This is a genomic window from Pseudoduganella namucuonensis (assembly GCF_900116645.1).
GTDB classification, from domain to species: Bacteria; Pseudomonadota; Gammaproteobacteria; order Burkholderiales; family Burkholderiaceae_D; genus Rugamonas; species Rugamonas namucuonensis.
Genome location: NZ_FPBO01000024.1, coordinates 117,434 through 134,513, shown reverse-complemented (window position 1 = coordinate 134,513; position 17,080 = coordinate 117,434). Strand labels below are relative to the sequence as shown.

General features: G+C 62.3%; 16 protein-coding genes and 1 pseudogene. 7 read left to right on the top strand and 10 right to left on the bottom strand.

What is annotated here, in order from left to right; genetic code table 11:
* A partial coding sequence (locus tag BM436_RS23040) for a discoidin domain-containing protein (protein ID WP_143133287.1) occupies positions 1-4,523 on the bottom strand: 4,523 nt, incomplete at its 3' end.
* Between the two features lie 322 nt (positions 4,524-4,845).
* Positions 4,846-5,826 (bottom strand): LysR family transcriptional regulator, encoded by a 981-nt coding sequence (locus BM436_RS23035; RefSeq protein ID WP_177307439.1) that lies wholly within the window; start codon positions 5,824-5,826, stop codon positions 4,846-4,848.
* 105 nt (positions 5,827-5,931) lie between these two features.
* Here BM436_RS23035 and BM436_RS23030 point away from each other — a divergent pair, with 105 nt between their 5' ends.
* From BM436_RS23030 to BM436_RS23015, 4 genes are all read left to right on the top strand, one after another.
* Complete coding sequence (locus BM436_RS23030; protein WP_093557877.1) at positions 5,932-6,231, top strand: YciI family protein; 300 nt, start codon at positions 5,932-5,934, stop codon at positions 6,229-6,231.
* A gap of 24 nt (positions 6,232-6,255) precedes the next feature.
* On the top strand, positions 6,256-7,167 hold the full coding sequence (locus BM436_RS23025) for an alpha/beta hydrolase (RefSeq protein ID WP_093557876.1): 912 nt from the start codon (positions 6,256-6,258) through the stop codon (positions 7,165-7,167).
* 25 nt (positions 7,168-7,192) lie between these two features.
* Positions 7,193-7,888, top strand: a complete 696-nt coding sequence (locus tag BM436_RS23020) for a type 1 glutamine amidotransferase domain-containing protein (protein ID WP_093557875.1) — start codon at positions 7,193-7,195, stop codon at positions 7,886-7,888.
* A 61-nt stretch (positions 7,889-7,949) separates the two neighbouring features.
* Complete coding sequence (locus tag BM436_RS23015; RefSeq protein ID WP_093557874.1) at positions 7,950-9,398, top strand: RICIN domain-containing protein; 1,449 nt, start codon at positions 7,950-7,952, stop codon at positions 9,396-9,398.
* 77 nt (positions 9,399-9,475) lie between these two features.
* Here BM436_RS23015 and BM436_RS23010 read toward each other — a convergent pair whose 3' ends face one another.
* Positions 9,476-10,210, bottom strand: a complete 735-nt coding sequence (locus tag BM436_RS23010) for an SDR family oxidoreductase (RefSeq protein ID WP_093557873.1) — start codon at positions 10,208-10,210, stop codon at positions 9,476-9,478.
* A 126-nt stretch (positions 10,211-10,336) separates the two neighbouring features.
* The gene (locus BM436_RS23005; RefSeq protein WP_229490628.1) at positions 10,337-11,272 is read right to left on the bottom strand and encodes an NAD(P)-dependent alcohol dehydrogenase; all 936 of its coding nucleotides are present in this window, start codon (positions 11,270-11,272) and stop codon (positions 10,337-10,339) included.
* 111 nt (positions 11,273-11,383) lie between these two features.
* Between BM436_RS23005 and BM436_RS23000 the strand changes: the two genes are divergently transcribed.
* The gene (locus BM436_RS23000; protein ID WP_093557872.1) at positions 11,384-12,250 is read left to right on the top strand and encodes a LysR family transcriptional regulator; all 867 of its coding nucleotides are present in this window, start codon (positions 11,384-11,386) and stop codon (positions 12,248-12,250) included.
* 417 nt (positions 12,251-12,667) lie between these two features.
* Positions 12,668-13,558 carry a YopT-type cysteine protease domain-containing protein gene (locus BM436_RS22995; protein WP_218164914.1) on the top strand — a complete coding sequence of 297 codons (891 nt, stop codon included), beginning with the start codon at positions 12,668-12,670 and terminating at the stop codon, positions 13,556-13,558.
* Here the strand turns inward: BM436_RS22995 and BM436_RS22990 are convergent.
* From BM436_RS22990 to BM436_RS22980, 3 genes are all read right to left on the bottom strand, one after another.
* Entirely contained in the window at positions 13,541-13,777 is a 237-nt protein-coding gene (locus tag BM436_RS22990) for a type II toxin-antitoxin system RelE/ParE family toxin (RefSeq protein WP_093557870.1), read from the bottom strand. The two genes, BM436_RS22995 and BM436_RS22990, sit on opposite strands and share 18 nt — an antisense overlap.
* Positions 13,778-13,912: 135 nt before the next feature.
* Positions 13,913-14,146, bottom strand: coding sequence for a hypothetical protein (locus tag BM436_RS22985; RefSeq protein WP_093557869.1), 234 nt, complete (start codon positions 14,144-14,146; stop codon positions 13,913-13,915).
* Positions 14,146-14,379, bottom strand: coding sequence for a type II toxin-antitoxin system RelE/ParE family toxin (locus BM436_RS22980; protein ID WP_093557868.1), 234 nt, complete (start codon positions 14,377-14,379; stop codon positions 14,146-14,148). Before BM436_RS22980 ends, BM436_RS22985 begins: the two co-directional genes overlap by 1 nt.
* A gap of 139 nt (positions 14,380-14,518) precedes the next feature.
* Between BM436_RS22980 and BM436_RS38795 the strand changes: the two genes are divergently transcribed.
* Complete coding sequence (locus BM436_RS38795; RefSeq protein ID WP_307666151.1) at positions 14,519-15,115, top strand: hypothetical protein; 597 nt, start codon at positions 14,519-14,521, stop codon at positions 15,113-15,115.
* Between the two features lie 20 nt (positions 15,116-15,135).
* On the opposite strand, the pseudogene BM436_RS38720 reads toward BM436_RS38795, so the two are convergent.
* The 3 genes and pseudogenes from BM436_RS38720 to pilV all read right to left on the bottom strand — a co-directional run.
* Positions 15,136-15,192 (bottom strand): annotated as a pseudogene (locus BM436_RS38720) (calcium-binding protein); the annotation flags it as partial.
* Positions 15,193-15,319: 127 nt separating this feature from the next.
* A complete protein-coding gene (locus tag BM436_RS22970; protein ID WP_093557867.1) occupies positions 15,320-15,814 on the bottom strand; it encodes a lytic transglycosylase domain-containing protein in 495 nt (164 codons plus the stop codon).
* The gene (gene pilV, locus BM436_RS22965) at positions 15,811-17,067 is read right to left on the bottom strand and encodes a shufflon system plasmid conjugative transfer pilus tip adhesin PilV (RefSeq protein WP_093557866.1); all 1,257 of its coding nucleotides are present in this window, start codon (positions 17,065-17,067) and stop codon (positions 15,811-15,813) included. The genes BM436_RS22970 and pilV overlap by 4 nt, the downstream gene beginning before the upstream one ends.
* Positions 17,068-17,080 lie beyond the last annotated feature (13 nt).

Here is a 17,080-nt window from a genome sequence, read left to right as displayed (position 1 = left end):
GCGGCCGGCGAGCCGGCGTCCGCCGCCACCGACAGCGCCAGCGACACGTCGCCCGAGTACCAGCCGCTGGCCGGCGCGGCCTGGCTCGGCGTCGCGGTGGTGACCGGCGCGGTCTTGTCGATGTTGACCGCGACCGTGCGCTGCTGCTCCACGTTGCCCGCCCAGTCCTTGCTCCAGAACGCCAGCGTGTGCGGGCCCTCGGTGCTGAAGGTCACCGCGTTGCCGGTCTGCTGGGCGCCGCCGTCCACCTTGTAATAGGTGGCCTGGACCGACGAATTGTCGGTGACGCTGAGGGTGACCAGCGCGTCCTGCCTGGACCAGCCGGCCGGCGCGTTGGCGGTGGTCACGGGCGCCGTGACGTCCGCCCCGTGCACGCTGCCGTGGAAGCGCACCTCCTTCATCGTGCCGAACCAGTTGGCCCAGTTGTAGATGCGGATATAGCGGTACGGCACCTGGCTGGAGACGGCCAGGGTTTGCCAATCCTGCGTGTTCACCGCCGACGTGGTGAGGTCGGTCCAGGCGGCGTTGTCGTTCGAGCCCTGGATCACGACGCCGGCCATGCGGCTCGAATACTGGTCCTGGCTACCCACCAGTTCCACGCTCGTCAGGTTCACCTGGTTGCCGGCCTTGAAGTCGAAGGTGATGTAGGCGCCCGAACCGGAACTGGTGCCGTTGCGGAAATCGGAACCCGAGCCCAGGTTGCCGTCGAACAGGCTGTTCACGTAGGACAGCGTGGTCGCCGCCGGCCGGTTGGTGGTCGAATCGATCAGCGTCGCGACGGTGCCGGCGTTCTTGATCACGTCCGCCTCGTCGACCAGCTTCAGGGCGGTGCCGTCCGTGGTCGTCGTGCCCGGGTAGCCATCCTTGCCGGCCTGGGTCTTGTAGTTGACGTTGAATTTCACGGCGCCCGCCGCGACACCCTGCGGCAGCGTCGCCGTGGCGGTGAAGTTGACGTTGTCCGTCGTGGCGACCGTCGCGGCCACGCCCTGGATGGTGGCGGTGACGTTGTTGATCGCCTCCTTGGCGGTGAAAGCCACCTTGACGGTGTTGCCGGGCACGATCCGGGTGCGCAGCGCCTGCGCCGAGCTGATCGACGCCGTCGAGATCATGTTGGACGATTCGGTCACGCCATACAGCCGCAGCTCGGTCATCGTGCCGTACCAGGTGTTGCCGTTGGCGACACGGATGTAACGGTAAGGCGTCGGGTCGGTGATGCTCAGGGTCTGCCAGTCCATCGTGGCGCCGGCGACATTGGAAATCGTGGTCCAGTTCGAATAATCGTTGGAGCCCTGGATCACGGTGCCATTGACACGGGTGTAGTACTGGTCCTGGTTGCCGATGATTTCCGCCCTGGACAGCTTGGCCGTGCCGCCGCCGCGGAAGTCGAACGCGACCCAGCCGCCGGCGCCGCTGCTCCCTACACGGTAGTCGGTGGCCGAGCCCAGGTTTTTGTCGAACAGCCTGTTGACCATGTTCAGCGCGTCCGTCGTATTCCTGCCGCTGGAGTCGGTCACGGTCGTGATGGAGGTCAGGTTGCCGATGTAGTTGCTCTGGTCCGCGACGAACAGGCTGGTGGCGTCGGTGGTCAGGAACGTCGGTTCCGCGTCGACGCCCTCGGCCGTCTTGTAGTTGACGAGGAATTTCACCGTGCCCGGGGTGGTGCTGCCGTTGACGATCGCCGTCGCCGTCCAGTTCAGATTGTCCGTGGTGGTGACGGTGGCCGGCATCCCTTGTATCGTGGCGGTCACGTTGTTGACCGGCTCCGTGGTCACGAACGACACCTTGATCGTATCGCCCGCGATGACGCGCCTGCGCAGGGCTTGGGCCGAGCTCATCGAAACCGTCGTGATCTTGTTGACCGTTTCGTAGCGCTTGCCGTAGGTCCTGAATTCGCCCAACTGGAGCAGCGAGCCGGTCTGTTGGAGCACCTGTATCCGGATGAAACGCCAGCGCTTATCCTTCAAGTCCTCCTGCACCTGCAGCGCCTGCATCTCGTCCACCACGCTGGACAGGCCTGGGGTCAAGCGGGTCCAGTTCTCGCTGTCATTGGATCCGAAGATGGCGATGCCGCCGCCACGCTCGGGGAAGGTCTGGACCGCTTGCAGTTCGAACAGATTGGCCGACACCTTGAAGTTCGGACCGTAATCCATGGTCAGTCCGCCATTCTTCGCCTTGTTGTAATTGACCGACGAACCGGGATTGCCATCGACATAGGCCCCTGCCTCGGCGCCCATGTCCGAAGCGTACAACAGCTTGGCGAAGTCGATGCTTCCATCGCTCAGCAGCGGCGTCAGTTCCTGCAGGCCCGCCCCCGCGGCTCTCAACGCCGCCAGCTTCTGGAAGAAGACGTCATCGCTTGCGCCGCCGACCGCGCTCATCATGTCGGCATACGCGGCGTTGTAGGCCGGAACACTCGACACGACATACGGCGTGGCCGGCTTGTACGCGGCCGCCGCCGTGTCGACCGCCGCCTGCCGGTCCGCGCTGACGACGATGGTGACGCGCTTCATCGTCACCGCGGTGCCGTCCGAGGCGCCGATGTAGAAGTTGTAGGTGCCGGCGGCCGTGGGCTTCCACGAAAACGCGCCGGTGGCGGTGTTGAAGGACGCGCCCTGCGGCAGATTGTCGGCCTGGTAGGTGACGACGTCTCCCGCGCCCGCGTCCGTCGCCGAGAAATCGAGCGTGGTCGTGAGCGTGGTGCCGGCATAGGTGTACAGCGTCAGGTCGGCGCCGCCGGCCGTGAACGCCGGCGGGGTCAGCGAGGTGGAGACCTGTATGTTGAGGTGGTCGACATCGACCTTGGTGCCGGCGCCCTTGATCGTGAGCGGGAGGTAATCGTTCACGCCGCCTGGAACCACCACATAACGCCACTGGCCCTTCGTGTCGGGCAGTTGGTACGTGGTGCCGTAGGTCTCCATCGAGGCCATGCCGTTGGTCCGGATGCGGATGCCGTAGCTCGGCGAACCGTAGCCGTAGCCGAACACCACGAGCTTGCTGCCTTCCGGAGTCGCCGTGACCTGCGCGTAGGAGGTCGCGCCCTCGCTCATGACGACGGTGTTGCCGTCCAGCGGCGAGAGCCGGTCCTCCACTTCGCGGTACGGATCGGTGATTGGCTTCACCAGGTACTTGCCGCCTTCCGCGTCGGCCGCCTCCTTCGGGATGAAGAGCCAGAAGTCGCCGCCGCCATCGGTGCTGTCCCAGTTGTACGAGGCGCGCTTGGAGAAGAACCTGGTGAAGTTCGGGGCGCGCTGTTCCATGTCGACGCCGCGTGCATACTGGTAGTAATAGAACGGTTCCCAGGTGTTCGATCCGGTCCGTCCACGGTAATTGCCGGAGACGAATCGATACACGACGGTCGGATTGCCGGCGGCGTCGGTGTGCGATGCGGTCGGAATCCAGGGGATCTCGTAGCCCGACATGTAGGTGCCAAACAGCTCGGCGGCATCGAGGATGCGGTCGTTGAGGAATTCGTAGGGGCCGACCGCGTTCGCCGCCGTGGACACCGTGCCCTGCACCGGATCGACCCTGGTGCCCTGCCCCATCATCAGGCGCGCCAGGATGCCGGCGTTGGTGATGTCGCCGGCGCCATGCGCCTGGTCGCGGCCCATTTCGACGTGCTGCACCGCGGGCGTCACCGCCTCGCCGGTCAAGTCGTTCTTGGTCACCAGGCGGAACAGCTGCTTGATGGAGCCGGTCTGCCCCTGGTCCACCGCATCCTTGTTGACGGTGAACCATTCGACGGCCTGCTGATACGTTTCCTGGTCGTCGGCGAAAATGGAACCCGACATCGCGGCGATCGTCGTGTAGAGATGCTGGTTCATGAAGCGGCAATTGCAGCTATTGAAGGTCTGGATGACCGGCGTGACCAGGTTGTTGGTGAACTTGACGGTATCGTCGTCCGTCCACGCCAGCGCGGGCGTCTGCGTGCTGGTGTGGCGCAGGATTTCCGCCGCCCCCACCATCCGGCTCAGGGGAATGCCGGTGTGGATGTGGGCATCGTTGAAATACGTGTATTGGGACGGGTCCATTTGCGCGTACAGGCGGATGACGCGCATGGCGTTGGCGCGATAAGTCTCGTCGCCGGTCACGTAATACAGGATGGCCTGCGTATAAGCCGTTTGCGCATCCGAAATGAACAGGGAATTTATCCCCTGCGCGGCGAGGCCGAGGTAGCGGGGCTTGCTGGAGTCGGAGGCGTTGACGTTCTTGATCGACGGCGTCTTCGACGCGGCGCCGGACCCGAGCATGTTATTGAAATAGGTGGTCCAGGGTTCTTTTTGGGCCCGAACCTGGGTCCTCATGTTTTCAAGCGTTTCCTTGGTGAAGCCGATGCCGGGATGCCGGAAGCCGCTCGCGTCGATGCGCTCGCTGATGACCGGCTGATAACTGGTGGCCAAGGTCTGAATGGTGTCCGCGGCCTGGGCCACGCCCATTGTGAATGGCGCGATTGTCGCGGCGATGCTGGCTGAAATAAGCAACGAGGCAAGACGTTTGAGTGGAAAGTCGAATTTATGCGTTCTCATTTTTGTGCTCCTCCAATTTGAAACTCCCTGTGTTGACGCTGATGTTTTGTAGTTCTTTATTTATAAAGTACTTTTGTGTTCAAAAAAACACACTGTCAACATGCGCTGGACCGCTAGTTGTTTTTTATATATTCACTACCAACCACCTAAAAAAAAAGCACGCTGGGTACGTGCATGTGCCTTGGGAAGGTGCATGGGTTATCGATAACAAATACTAGTTCATTGCCAAATGCATGTCTACGGACCCTACGGGGAAAGACATTCCCATGTATAAGGAATTGAATTCGCCAATGTTCCACGCTGACGCCGCCTTGCGCCGGCCTCAAACCTGATCATCAACGAAGATTGCACCTGCCTCTTTCGGCAGTTGTTCAACCAGCGCGTCCACCGCCAAGCGCAGGCGTAACGGCATGTGCGGCGCGCTGGGCCAGACGGCATGACAAACCGTGGTCGCGCCGGGAAGGTCGTCCAGTACGCTGACCAACTCCCCTGCGCGCAAGCGTTCCCTCACCAGCCACTCCGGCAACCACGCGAGGCCCAGGCCGGCGGCGGCCGCGTCGGCAATGGCCTCCAGATCGTCCAGTTGCAGGCGTGAGGCCAGCGGCACATCCACGATGCGCCCGGTGGCGTCGGCCAGCTGCCAGACGTTGATGCGGTCGGCACGCCGGTAAAGCAGGATGCTGTGCGTGGCCAGTTCCGCGGTGCTCCGAGGCCGCCCGTGGGCGGCCAGGTAGGCCGGCGAGGCACATACCCTCTTGCCATGCGTAACCAGCTTGCGCGCGCGCAGGCCTTCGCTCTCGGCCCCCAGTACGCCGCAACGGATGGCGAGGTCGAAGCCTTCGGCCAGCACGTCGACGGGGCGGTCGCTGAAACTCAAATTCAACTCCAGCGATGAATGCCGCCGCGCCAGATTCAGCAGAACCGGGGCGACGCAGTGGCGGCCGAACAGCACGGGCATGGAGACATGCAGCCGCCCCGCCACTTCGTGCCGTCCGGACTCCATCTGAGCGGCGGCGGCTTGCAGTTCGGCCAGCGCCCGCAGGCAGTGCTCATAGTAGATCTGGCCATCGTCGGTGAGGTTTTGTACGCGCGTCGTGCGATGGAACAAGCGCGTGGAGAGCCGCGCCTCCAGCCGGGCCATCGCTTTGCCGACCGCCGAACGGGTAAGGCCCAGGTATTCCGCCGCCCGCGCGAAACCTCCCAGTCGCACAACCTCGACAAACACGGTAACGCCATCGAAGCGCTCCTGGATCTCTGGAGCGGCGTCGACGTGGAACATTGACGAATTCACTTCTTTAGACATGGGAATGTCTTTCCACATTGGGTAGTATTTTTCTACTTTAACATCCCGCTTATCACCTTATGGAGAATCTTAGGCGACAACGCAATTTAACCAAGGAACCCCATCATGAAACTGCTTTGCCTCGACATCCCCCAGCCAGGCGCCACGCTGGATCAATACCAACCGCATATGTTGAACGAAGCCCGCCACGCCTGGCAGGCGCACAAGAGCGGCATCGTGCGCGACATCTATTTCCGCCAGGACCGCCCCGGCGTCGCCATCATCGCCGAGGCCGATTCCGTTGAAGCCGCCCAAAAGGCCCTGGCCGAATTCCCGCTGGCCAAGGCCGGTCTCATCGGCTGGGACGTGATTCCGGTGGGCCCCTTCCTGAACTGGGAAATGCTGTTCGCACCCGGTAACGGCTGAACTACCGCGATAAAGGAGACCGCCATGGTCGAGACTGTCTCATTTACGAACAAGGCGGTGGAGCTTTCGGCACACCTTCATCTTCCCGCCAATTTCCAGCCGGACAAGACGTACCGTGCCCTGGTTGGGATTCATCCGGCTGGCGGCGTGAAAGAGCAGACTATCGGCCTCTATGCCGGCCGGCTCGCTGCCCATGGGTTCGTGGTCCTGGTGTATGACTCGTCCTACCAGGGGGAAAGCGGCGGCGAGCCTCGCCTGCTGGAAGATCCGGCGACGCGCGTGGAAGACGCGCGCTGCGCGGCGGACTTTCTCGCCACACTGCCATACGTGGACGCCGAGCGCATGGGCGTCTTCGGCGTCTGCGCCGGCGGCGGCTACGCACTCGCGGCGGCCCAGACCGAGCGTCGCTTCAAGGCCGTGGGCGGTGTCAGCGCCACGCCCATGGGCGAGGCGGCCAGGAGCATGTTTGGCCAGCCCGTTTCCGCAGCCGAACTGATCCGGACACTGGAAGCGGCCGCCAGGCAACGCACGGCGCAAGCGCGGGGAGCGGAGCCGGTCTACGCCCCGTTCGTGCCGGAACGCCTGGAAGACATCGACGACAACACGCCGACCATGCTGCGCGAAGGGTACGACTACTACCGGACGCCGCGTGGCCAGCACGCCAACGCCAAGGGCCGCTACCTGCTGACCAGCCTGGACAAGATGTTCGCGTTTTCCACCTTCAACCTGATCCCAACCCTGCTAACGCAACCGCTGCTGCTGATTGCCGGGAGCAATGCCGGCACCAAGATATTCAGCGATCAGGCCCACGCGCTCTCCAACGGCCCCAAAGAGTTGTTCGTCATCGATGGCGCCAGCCACATGGATCTGTACGACCGGCCTGAATACGTAAACCAAGCGGTCGCCAAACTCGCGACCTTCTTCGGCAAGCTTTAACCTTCAACAAAGAGGAACCCGGAACATGACCAAGCAAGCTTCTGAACTCAACCCGATCCTGTTCGTCGTCACCAGCCATGCGGTGAAGGGCGCGACGGGCATCCCCACCGGCTACAACCTGGCAGAAGTCACCCACCCGCTGGAGAAGCTGCAGGAGGCGGGCATCCGCGTGGAGTTCGCCTCCATCCTGGGCGGCGACGCGCCGCTGGACGGACTGGAGGACATGAACGACCCGGTCATCGCCCACTACTGGGCCAGTGCCGATTTTCGCCATGCCATTTCGCACACGCTGCGCCTTGCTGACGTCGACCCCGCCCGCTACTCGGCCATCTTCTTCGCCGGCGGCCATGGCACGATGTGGGACTTCCCCGACAACCCCGCCGTGCATAAGGCGATCCGTGAAATCGACGCGGCCGGCGGCATCGTCTCGGCGGTATGCCATGGACCGGCCGCCCTGGTCAATGCGCGCCGTGCGGACGGCGGCCTGCTGGTGGCGGGCAAGCGCCTGGCCGCTTTCACCAATGGCGAGGAAGACGAGGTGCAGTCCACCCAGGTGGTGCCGTTCCTGCTGGAGTCCACGCTGATCGAGCGCGGTGCGGTGCACCAGAGCGCGCCCAACTGGGCCGACAACGTGGTCGTCGATGGCCGGCTTATCACCGGACAAAATCCGCAGTCCGCCGCGAGCCTCGGCGTGGCGCTGCGCGACGCCCTGCTGGCCTGATCGCCGACAAGCCAGCCGCATCGGCGACATAGAAATACTTTCCCATAGGAACCATCAATAAATGAAAAATAAATTCTTGGCGGAGATGCAATCGCTCGCACTCCTTGGCGCATTCATGTTTGCCGCGCCTGCTTACAGCCTGGATGTGACAGTTACACCCGAGCAGGACATTCAAACCGCCATCAATACCGTTCTGAACTCGGGCGGCGGCACGGTGACGTTGGCCGCGGGCACCTGGACCTTGCCGCAATCGCTCACGCTGGGAAGCAATCTCACCCTCAAGGGCACGCTCAACGGCCAGAAAGCGGCGACCGTCATACAAGGACCGGCCGCTGTCTATAGCTGGCCTTTGATCAGTCTCGTGACGAGTAACGCGTTCGCCAACATCACGATTAAAGACCTTGTGATTGACGGGCGCATACCGCGCAGCGTTGCCTTTGATCCGAACAACGGCTATTTCGATTCGTACGGCATGTACTTCTTCGCGCAAAGCGCCAACGGCACGAATATTACGATTTCCAATGTCGAGGTGAAAAATACCGCCCAGGGCGTCCATGCGAAAGGCATTACCGGCTTCACTATCAAGGACAGCCACTTCCACGACAACGGCGTGATGCTGAGCAACACGCTGGGCACCCACAACGCCTACCTCCGCAGAGTCTCGTCGGTCTTGATCAGCAATTCGCGCTTCATCAACTCCTGGACCGGGGACGGCTTGCATCTCACCGTGGGCACCGGCAGCACCATTATCGGCTCGACCTTCGTGCGCAACTACCGGTTGGGCATCCACGTGGACGAAAACGCCGCAAACGTCGACGTGTTGTACAACGACATCAGCAATAATGGCTCCGACCTGCCCGGGACCTCCGGATACAACGGGGCCTACATGAGCGGCCTGGGATTTTACGCGACCAGCGGGAGGATCATCGGCAACACCGTCCTCAGCAATACGGGCATCGGCATCGTGGCCGGCACGGGGACGGGTGTCCTGGAAAACAATACGGCGCTGGGAAACCGCGGCGATCAATACGGCCCGACTCAGATCGGCAATTGGGCGCGCTACGCGGAGTCCAACAACTACACCCAGGCCAACGGCCCCATCTTGGACGGCTATTACCGGATTGTTTCCAAGAACAGCGGCTTGACCATGGAGTACTACAACCGGATCAATCAGAAGCCATACTTTGGGAGCAGCAACCAGTTCTGGTACTTCACGAATTTGGGTAAAGGGCAATACAAGATCGTCAACCAATGGAATGGCTTGGCCATGGAGGCCATGTACGACCCCGCAACCACCGAGGGCACCGTGCCACTGACGGTGTACGGCGGTGCGCAGAGCCAGATCTGGAAAATGGTCGCCGCCAATGGGGGCTACTATCGGCTCTGCTCCGAAAAATTCCCGGGTATGTGCCTGGATGTCGCCAGTTCCTCGACCTCTTCGGGAGCGTCGATTATCTTGAAGACGTTCCTTGGCGGCGACAGCCAATTGTGGACCGTAAAAGCGCCATAGTTCGGAAGACGCATACGCGTAACCGCCCGTGCAATTACCGCAAAGGCGTCGGGCGATGACGAAAATTCAGGATTGGCTCAGCTATTCATTCGATCGAACAAGGCTTCTCCCATTTTTCGCGCGCCCGCGGCCAAGCCGACCAGCGCTTCGTCCTGATCGGTTTCCAACAGGACCAGCGCTTCGATAGCGAACTGCTCAGGAGACATCATTGGCTGCCCGGCGGTGCCTCCGCTGCGCTTCCCGCCGCCCAGGCCGGTGTCAACGATAGGCGGGGCCAGCTCCACTACCCTGATTCCCGTCGATTTGAGTTGATGGCGCAAAGTCAGCGTGAAGGAATGGATCGCCGCCTTCGTCGCACAGTAGACAGGAAGATCCGCAATCGGCGCGAAAGCCAGCGCGGAACTGACATTGATGATGACGGCCACCCGCTGCCGCTTCAGCGTAGGCAAGAGCTCGTCGATCAGCCGAATGGGCGCAGTGAAATTGGTCGCCACCTCTTGTTCAAGACCATCCAGCGCATCGGCTTCGCTAAACAAGCGGCGGTATTGCACACCGGCGTTGTTGATCAACACATTGAGGTCCGGGTGCGCGCTGCCCGGCCAGCTCACCATGGCCTGGCGGCTTGCATGGTCGGTGATGTCGCAGACGCGGGTGATCAAAGCCGGCACTTGCGCTTGCGCTTTGAGGAGCGCCTCCTCGGTGCGGCCACAAACGATGACCCGATTGCCGCGCTGAACAAGTTGCCGCGCCAATTCGAGGCCAATGCCGGCGCCTCCGCCCGTGATGAGAATGGTGTTCGATGTCAGATTCATTTCGACTTTCCTTCCGATTGAAAATAAAAAGGTGTGCCCACAAAGACGGTTGGGTTCCCGCGGGCACGCCCAACGACCGGCGTGCCGGCGCAGGTGTCGCGGATACCCTGCGCGGCGCGCACCCGTCTACGCCATCCGCACGACGGCCTTGCCACCCAGCCGCTGGCCGCCCTCAAGCGCGGTGATCAGCCCGATCGCCTCGCTCAGTGGCACCACCTTGGCGATCGACAGCCGCAGTGTGCCGTCACTGGCGGCGAGTCCAAGATTGTCGAGGATCTCCGGGCTGGGTGAGCAGACCACGAGCTTGAGGCGGCGGTCGAACACCGCTCTCAAGAACTTGCCCGGCGAGGGATGCAGGTCCAGCAATACACCGTCCGGTTTCAGCAGGCCGTAAGCGACCGCCCGGCTCATGTTGGCGGCAGTATCGAAGACCGCGTCGTAACGCTCGCCGAGCTGCGACAGATCGGTGCGGCGGTAGTCGTGGACGGTTTCCACTCCCAGCGCCCGGGCGCGCTCAATGTCGGCCTCGCCGCAGGTACCGGATACCCGGATGCCGAGGCTGCGCGCAAGTTGTACTCCGGCTTCGCCCACCCCGCCCATGCAGCCGTTGATAAAGACATGCTGGTTGGCGCTCAGCTTGGCTTTGTCGATCAAGCCGTTCCAGGCGGTGACGCCGGCCGAGCCGAGGCAGGCGGCCTGATCGAAGCCGACATTGGCCGGTTTCAGCGCCAGCGCGCTTTCGTTGGCGATGGCGGCCTCGCCCAGCGCGCCGCATTGCTTGAAACGGGTTTGACCGAACACCTCGTCGCCGACCTTGAAGCGCTCGACGCCGGGGCCGACCGCCATCACAATGCCGGACATATCCATGCCCATCGCGCGCGGGAAACGCTTGCCTGTGACAATTTTCATCTCGCCCATACGCAGCTTCCAGTCGATCGGATTGACGGCGGCGAACCTGACACTGACCGCCACCTCGCCCTTGCCGGGACGCCCCGGCTCGAACGGTTCGAGGCGCATGACTTCGGGGCCGCCGTATTGCTGGTACTGAATGCGTTTCAACATGGTCTTGCTTTCTCCTTACCGGATGACTGGGTGAGCCCCATTCTCCTGTGATCCATAAATGATGTATAGTCGGCAAATCCTCAACACACCGTCTCGAAATTGGAACGATCCATGGACCTCAGCGCGCTTGCCGATTTCAATCTCGTCGCCACCCATGGCGGGTTCGGGAGGGCAAGCCGCGCGAGCGGACGGCCGAAGGCGACCCTGTCACGCCATGTCAGCGCGCTGGAAGAGCAGATGAAGGTACGTCTCATCGAGCGCGGCGGCCGCGAGCTGCGCCTGACTCCGGAGGGCGCGATCCTGCACGCACGTACTGTTGATCCCTTTGACGAGATCACGCAAGCCGCGGCGGAACTAAAAGCCGGCATAGGCCGCCCACGTGGCGTACTGCGCGTTAGCGTGCCGCATTTATTCGCCCACGTCTCGGTGGGGCGGTTAAGCGCGGCCTTCTGTACCGCCTACCCGGAAATACGACTCGACGTCATAGCGGAAGATCGCATGGTCGACTTGGTGAGCGAAGGCTACGATGTCGTGGTGCGCTTCAATCCCCGCCAGGACGACACCCTGGTCGGGCGCAAATTTTTGAGCGATCGCCTCGTACTTGTGGCGCCTCCAAACCTGCCGCAGCCACGTCACGACGGGGAACCGGCGAAGCTGCGGGCGGTGGTGCGCGCTGGTCGCGCCGAGGTTCCCCTATGGACCATCATCGATGCTTCGGGCGGCGTGCGCACCTATCTCCCGCAGCCAGTACTGTGCCTGTCGACGCCCTTTATGGCGCGCGACGCCGTGCTTGCCGGCGCTGGCGCCGCCCTTTTGCCTCACTCGGCAGTCGCTGACGAGCTGGCCTCTGGCCGCTTGGTCGCCTGGGGAACGGCGCAAGGACCCACAATCGACTGCTGGGTATTGCACGCATCGCGTCGGCTGGTGAGTCCCAAGGTGGGCGCGTTCGTGGAATTTCTGTGCAATTACTTCGACTAGCTATCGATGGCGTGGGTGCATGCCCACGACCGAAAGCCGCCAAATATTAGGCTGGCGGGACGGACCCGCCCAGTAGAGAACCCGTTCGCCCTAAGGAGGCTGTCGCAAAAGCCCTCTGTGTTGCGGGCCTCGGCGCCAAGGCGCCGGTCAATCTGGAACTGCTCGCATCGCCAGATCACTCATGTAATGCACCATCGGCATGGCATATGTGGTTTCTCCAAATTTCCAAATTCCCGGACTATGACCAGCTCGATACCTTCCTCATTATCTACACGCAATACATATGAAAATCGCCCCCACCAAGTTGGGGAACAGAAGCCGCTCAGCAATTCAAGTTCAAGTTCCGTTGTAAACGATGAGCAACTCTGGTCAGAAAAGTTACGGCCGCATGACTTGCGCTGTCAACAGCGCCCGGCATTGGCAAATAAACTCATCCAGGACCTTCAGAATCAATTGCCAATGCCGCCGCAAAATACGTCCCGGACGTGCCAACCCCAATCAATTTCCCAAGCCACTGATAACCATTCGCACAATCCAGTTTCACATCGATCGATCGCGCCGACGGTGAGGGCGCACGAAGCAGATACATCCGCACTTCATGATCCGGCATGGTTGCCACTAGCCCCATCGCTTGAGCCGTTCGTCAAGGCCCGTTTCCGGCAGGAGTCAATCGCTGAATCCCACGGCATCAAGCCAACTGCAATATGTACGGGTCTTGCCATTCAATGGCTGCGACTTTGCGGTGACGATGGGTGGAAAACGATGGGCGAAGGACACCCGGAGCGCATGAAGCGCCTCGCGTCCTTCGATAACATGGTTCACGCAAAGATCACATATAGCTATTACAATTTCGAGCATCGAACCAGAATGAACGACTTGCAATCCGACGGCTACGTTCGCCGGCTAGCCGGTGGCAAGAGCGTCATTGCCGCCGCCGAAGAAATCGCAGGCTTGCAACTCGAGCCTGTTCTCCGCGGCGAATATGGGGATGAGCTTCCTGGAAAACCGATCGTCTCATGGCAGGCCTTCGCGAGCGCTTCGGATGAGTCGAGTCTGCCACTGGATCCGCAGGAGGTCTCCGCCGTGGCCAACAAGATGATGGAAGGCGAGCGCGGCGTCATTGCCTTGCTTGGACAATTAGAGTCTCACGCTCTTGGGTATGCAGTAAAAGATAACATCCTGCATATTTTCGATCCTAACCTGGGAGAATTCGAAGCCTCTCGGGATGATCTGTTGACGGTGCTGGGTGGCATTGAACAAACCGTCCCCATTAAGACGACGCTGATTCAATTATTCAGGGAAAATTAGTAACAGGTGGAAATCCAGGCGAAAACAAACAGCCTGGCACACCACCAACTCGCGGGTGCCGGCAACGCGGCCAGGCTTGCCAAGGCCGGGATGATCGACCAAGCGGCCGGCTTTCTCTGCGAACAGTTCGTCGAGTGCAAGCGCGGCGGTCGGGTTCTCGGCCCCGATGTAGTCATAAATGTCTTCGCGGTCTTGAGTTGCCTCCGGCGTCCAGAACAATCCCCCTCATTCGGCGGAAGCTTCAAGCCTGCGACGAGTCGCCATGCGCTGTCTGCGCCCCCGGACCACGGGTGCGCTCATCCACGGCGCCTCACGCATCGGCACTACCCGACAGGCGCGCCAGGCACTTTCCCCTTATCGGTCAGGTGCCAAAGCCAAGCCATAACCATCAATCTCACTGGCCTTACCCTGCCAGTAGCGCGCCTTCTCGAAGCAATCTTCCGCCCAAGCCGCATTGCCATCCTTGAGCGCGGCCTCCCCGTCCGTTCGCCACTGGCGGGCCCGCAGCTCCGCGTGCGCCCGCCGCTTTGCAGCTTGCGTGACAAAGGCCAACGCCCTTTCGCTTGCATGATTATCCGGCGAGTTCATCACTGCTCCTCGCGCGTGTGCCAGTTCCGCGGCACTGTAATAGTGTCGCGCCGGATCTCGTAGCGCGTCTCGCCGTGGCCCACCGGCAGGCGGCGCACTTCGCGCGGACTGAACTCGTCCAGTTGTTCTCCGATGCGCGGATGCGCGATCAGGCCAGCCGACGCCCCAACCAGGGATTTGACGGTGCGCGCCGCCGCGGGCGCGGTCAGCACGCGGGTTTCGGCTTTGGACATGGTGTACTTCCTGAAGGTGTTTGATCTTGCCGGAGCCGGCAACGCTGAGATTGCGGTGTCTTTTTTCGCAGCAATTCGACCCGCGCGCCAATCATAGTGATTGACTTTACATCAGTCAACCCGCGCAGCTGCGTATCGCATGGGTGATCGCTTCAATACACGAATGGGACGAGTCGATGCCGCACTCGTCCCATGGGTGAAACACACGCTGCGGTTCCAACGGCCGTTGCGCATCGTCGATCCGATGCGCCCGGCATGCGACCTTGGAAAATCAGACCACCATCAAGTCGGAAGCGACCAGGGTTTTCTGGCCGGTCAGCTTGGCGATCTGTATCGCGGCATAGGCCGCATCCGCTCCGTCACGATCGAAGTACAAATCCCCACTGGTCGCGTTGTAGAGGAATTGCGCGGCGGAGCCAACCACGGCCGGCATCGAGGCAGCGGAAATCAGCGTGACACCAGCACCCGCCGTCAGGCCGAAATTACCGCCGACGAGCTGGATGACGTCCGTGCCCGAGATGAAGTCACTGATGCTGTCCGAACCTCCATCATCGGGACTGATGAATTTGAAGATGTCGTTGCCGGCGCCGCCGTCCAGAGAGTCAGTGCCTGCGCCGCCGGTGATCGTGTCGTTGCCCGTGCCGCCGCTGATGGTGTCGTTGCCATCCAGGCCGTTGATGCGGTTGGCGTAGGTGGAGTCCCAGTCAAGGTGTCGGCGCTAGAGGTGCCGTTATAGGTCAGCTTGCTCAGCGTGGTGGCTACATCCCAGTTCGTGCCGTCGGCGAAGGCGATCGTTTCCATCCGGTATCCCGCCGAATAACTTCCTCGTAATTATCAATTTTATAATAATTTAGCCACAATTCAACCTGGACGGAATCGCGCAAGCGCTCAGTCCATCCTACGGTCGTGCTTCCCGAATTTTAAAAACCGGCAACAGCCCTCAGCGCTGTCCCTCCATCGCCTGCTGCGGGATGTTGCGGTAGACCTTGAGCGCGTACTTGACGCGCAGTTGCGCGTCGCGCGCGTTGTAGGCGCCGACGGCTTCCCAGGAGTTGCCCATGCGGCGCATGTTCTGCGCCAGCACCCAGGCGCCGACGTGGATGTTGGTGCAGGCGTCCCACAGCTGCGCCTCGTCGATGCCGTGCTTGCGCAGCGTCGGCAGCCAGGCGCTGTTGATCTGCATGAGGCCGATGTCGTAGGAGCCGTTCTTGTTGGCGCGGTTGATGGCGGAGGGGTTGAGGCCCGATTCCGTTTTGGCGATGGCGTACAGCACGTAGGGGTTCACGCCGTAGCGCGCGGCGGCGTCCTCCCAGCAGGCGCTGGCGCCGCCGCAGGCGAGCATGGCACCGGCGGCCACGAGCCGGCACAGGCGCGGCACCCACGCGATGCGCGCGGCGGGCCGCCGGTGGTCGCGCTGGTGGTCGATTGGTTTCATGGCGTCAGTGTTCCGTTCTGATATTTGAATACATTGTCCGGCGCCATGCAGGCAAGCAGTTGGCCGTTTCCATCGTGCGAGAAGGTGCCGATCGCCAAGGAGTGTCCCCCCGAGCCGTTGGGAATGTGGCAGGCCGTTCCCGGAGCGATCGGCGCATTGATATAGAGGGAGGGTCCTTCGAGCCAATACACGCCCTTCACCCAATTGCCTTCAACACCGCCTACGCCGCTCACCTTGCCCAGCGCGGCGACGTTCCCGCTCGTCGCCACCTGGGCGGCGGTCAGCGTGCCCTCCATGCTCATGTTGCCGCTCTGGTCGACGGCGATGGCGACCCAGCCGGTGCCGCTGTAGGTGAACGCCCGGTTCACGTCGGTCACCATGCGCACATCGCCGGCGGTGTTGCCGGTGGTGGGCAAGGCGAGGTGGGTGGCCACCGGTGCCTTCCATGAAGAGGCTGTGGCGGACTGCCACAGGCCGTCCGTGCCGCACACCAGTAGGGCCCTGCTGGTGCCGTCCATCGCCAGGGCGGCGTTGGCGCCGCAGGCGGCGCCCAGCGCGACGAGGCCGTCGCCGGCCATGGTGATCGGTTCGTTCATCTGGTTCAGCTCCGGACGCCCGGGCACGGCGTTGCGGTACAAAAAGTCCTGCGACAGCTGGCCGGGGCCGTCGTGGAACAGGCTGGACACCAGATGGCCGCCGTCGTTGGCGGCGGCGCCGGTCAGCACCACCGTGCCACCGCAGGCGACATTGCGGTAGTTGGTGGTGACCAGCTCCCAGGAGGCGCCGCGCGCGGTGCCAGGGACCGCCGCGCTGATGTAGCCGCCGCCCTGGCCGGCCAGCATGGCCACCAGCGGCAGGTCGCGGTCCGGGATGGCGGTGCCGCCGAAGGTCGCAACCAGGGAATCGAGCCTGCTGGCCACATCCTGCCGCACCAGCACGCACGAGGCCTGCCTGAAGGCGTTGGTCGCGGAAAAGCTGGCCGGCAGGAAGCCGGCCGTTTGCAGCTGCGCGAGCGTGACCGCGACCGCGCCGCCGGCGGCGGTGGTGGCGGTCACCAGGTCCGCGTAGTTGGCGGCGATGTAGCGGCTGGCCGCGTTCGCCACCTGCTCCTGCTGCAGCGCGGCCTGCTGCCCCTTGGCGTCGTCCACCGAGGCGTCGATCATGGCCGTCATCCCCACCAGTATCAAGGAGCCGAGCGCCAGCGCGCCTATGGTTTCTATCAGCGTTATGCCGCGTTGCGCGTTTTTTATCATTGTTATCGTCTCC

Bases quoted from the DNA above. Each gene is read 5' to 3' on its own strand.
- BM436_RS23035 (WP_177307439.1), bottom strand. From the start codon at position 5,826: ATGTCTAAAGAAGTGAATTCGTCAATGTTCCACGTCGACGCCGCTCCA.
- BM436_RS23030 (WP_093557877.1), top strand. From the start codon at position 5,932: ATGAAACTGCTTTGCCTCGACATCCCCCAGCCAGGCGCCACGCTGGAT.
- BM436_RS23025 (WP_093557876.1), top strand. From the start codon at position 6,256: ATGGTCGAGACTGTCTCATTTACGAACAAGGCGGTGGAGCTTTCGGCA.
- BM436_RS23020 (WP_093557875.1), top strand. From the start codon at position 7,193: ATGACCAAGCAAGCTTCTGAACTCAACCCGATCCTGTTCGTCGTCACC.
- BM436_RS23015 (WP_093557874.1), top strand. From the start codon at position 7,950: ATGAAAAATAAATTCTTGGCGGAGATGCAATCGCTCGCACTCCTTGGC.
- BM436_RS23010 (WP_093557873.1), bottom strand. From the start codon at position 10,210: ATGAATCTGACATCGAACACCATTCTCATCACGGGCGGAGGCGCCGGC.
- BM436_RS23005 (WP_229490628.1), bottom strand. From the start codon at position 11,272: ATGTTGAAACGCATTCAGTACCAGCAATACGGCGGCCCCGAAGTCATG.
- BM436_RS23000 (WP_093557872.1), top strand. From the start codon at position 11,384: ATGGACCTCAGCGCGCTTGCCGATTTCAATCTCGTCGCCACCCATGGC.
- BM436_RS22985 (WP_093557869.1), bottom strand. From the start codon at position 14,146: ATGAACTCGCCGGATAATCATGCAAGCGAAAGGGCGTTGGCCTTTGTC.
- BM436_RS22980 (WP_093557868.1), bottom strand. From the start codon at position 14,379: ATGTCCAAAGCCGAAACCCGCGTGCTGACCGCGCCCGCGGCGGCGCGC.
- BM436_RS38795 (WP_307666151.1), top strand. From the start codon at position 14,519: ATGGGTGATCGCTTCAATACACGAATGGGACGAGTCGATGCCGCACTC.
- BM436_RS22970 (WP_093557867.1), bottom strand. From the start codon at position 15,814: ATGAAACCAATCGACCACCAGCGCGACCACCGGCGGCCCGCCGCGCGC.
- pilV (WP_093557866.1), bottom strand. From the start codon at position 17,067: ATGATAAAAAACGCGCAACGCGGCATAACGCTGATAGAAACCATAGGC.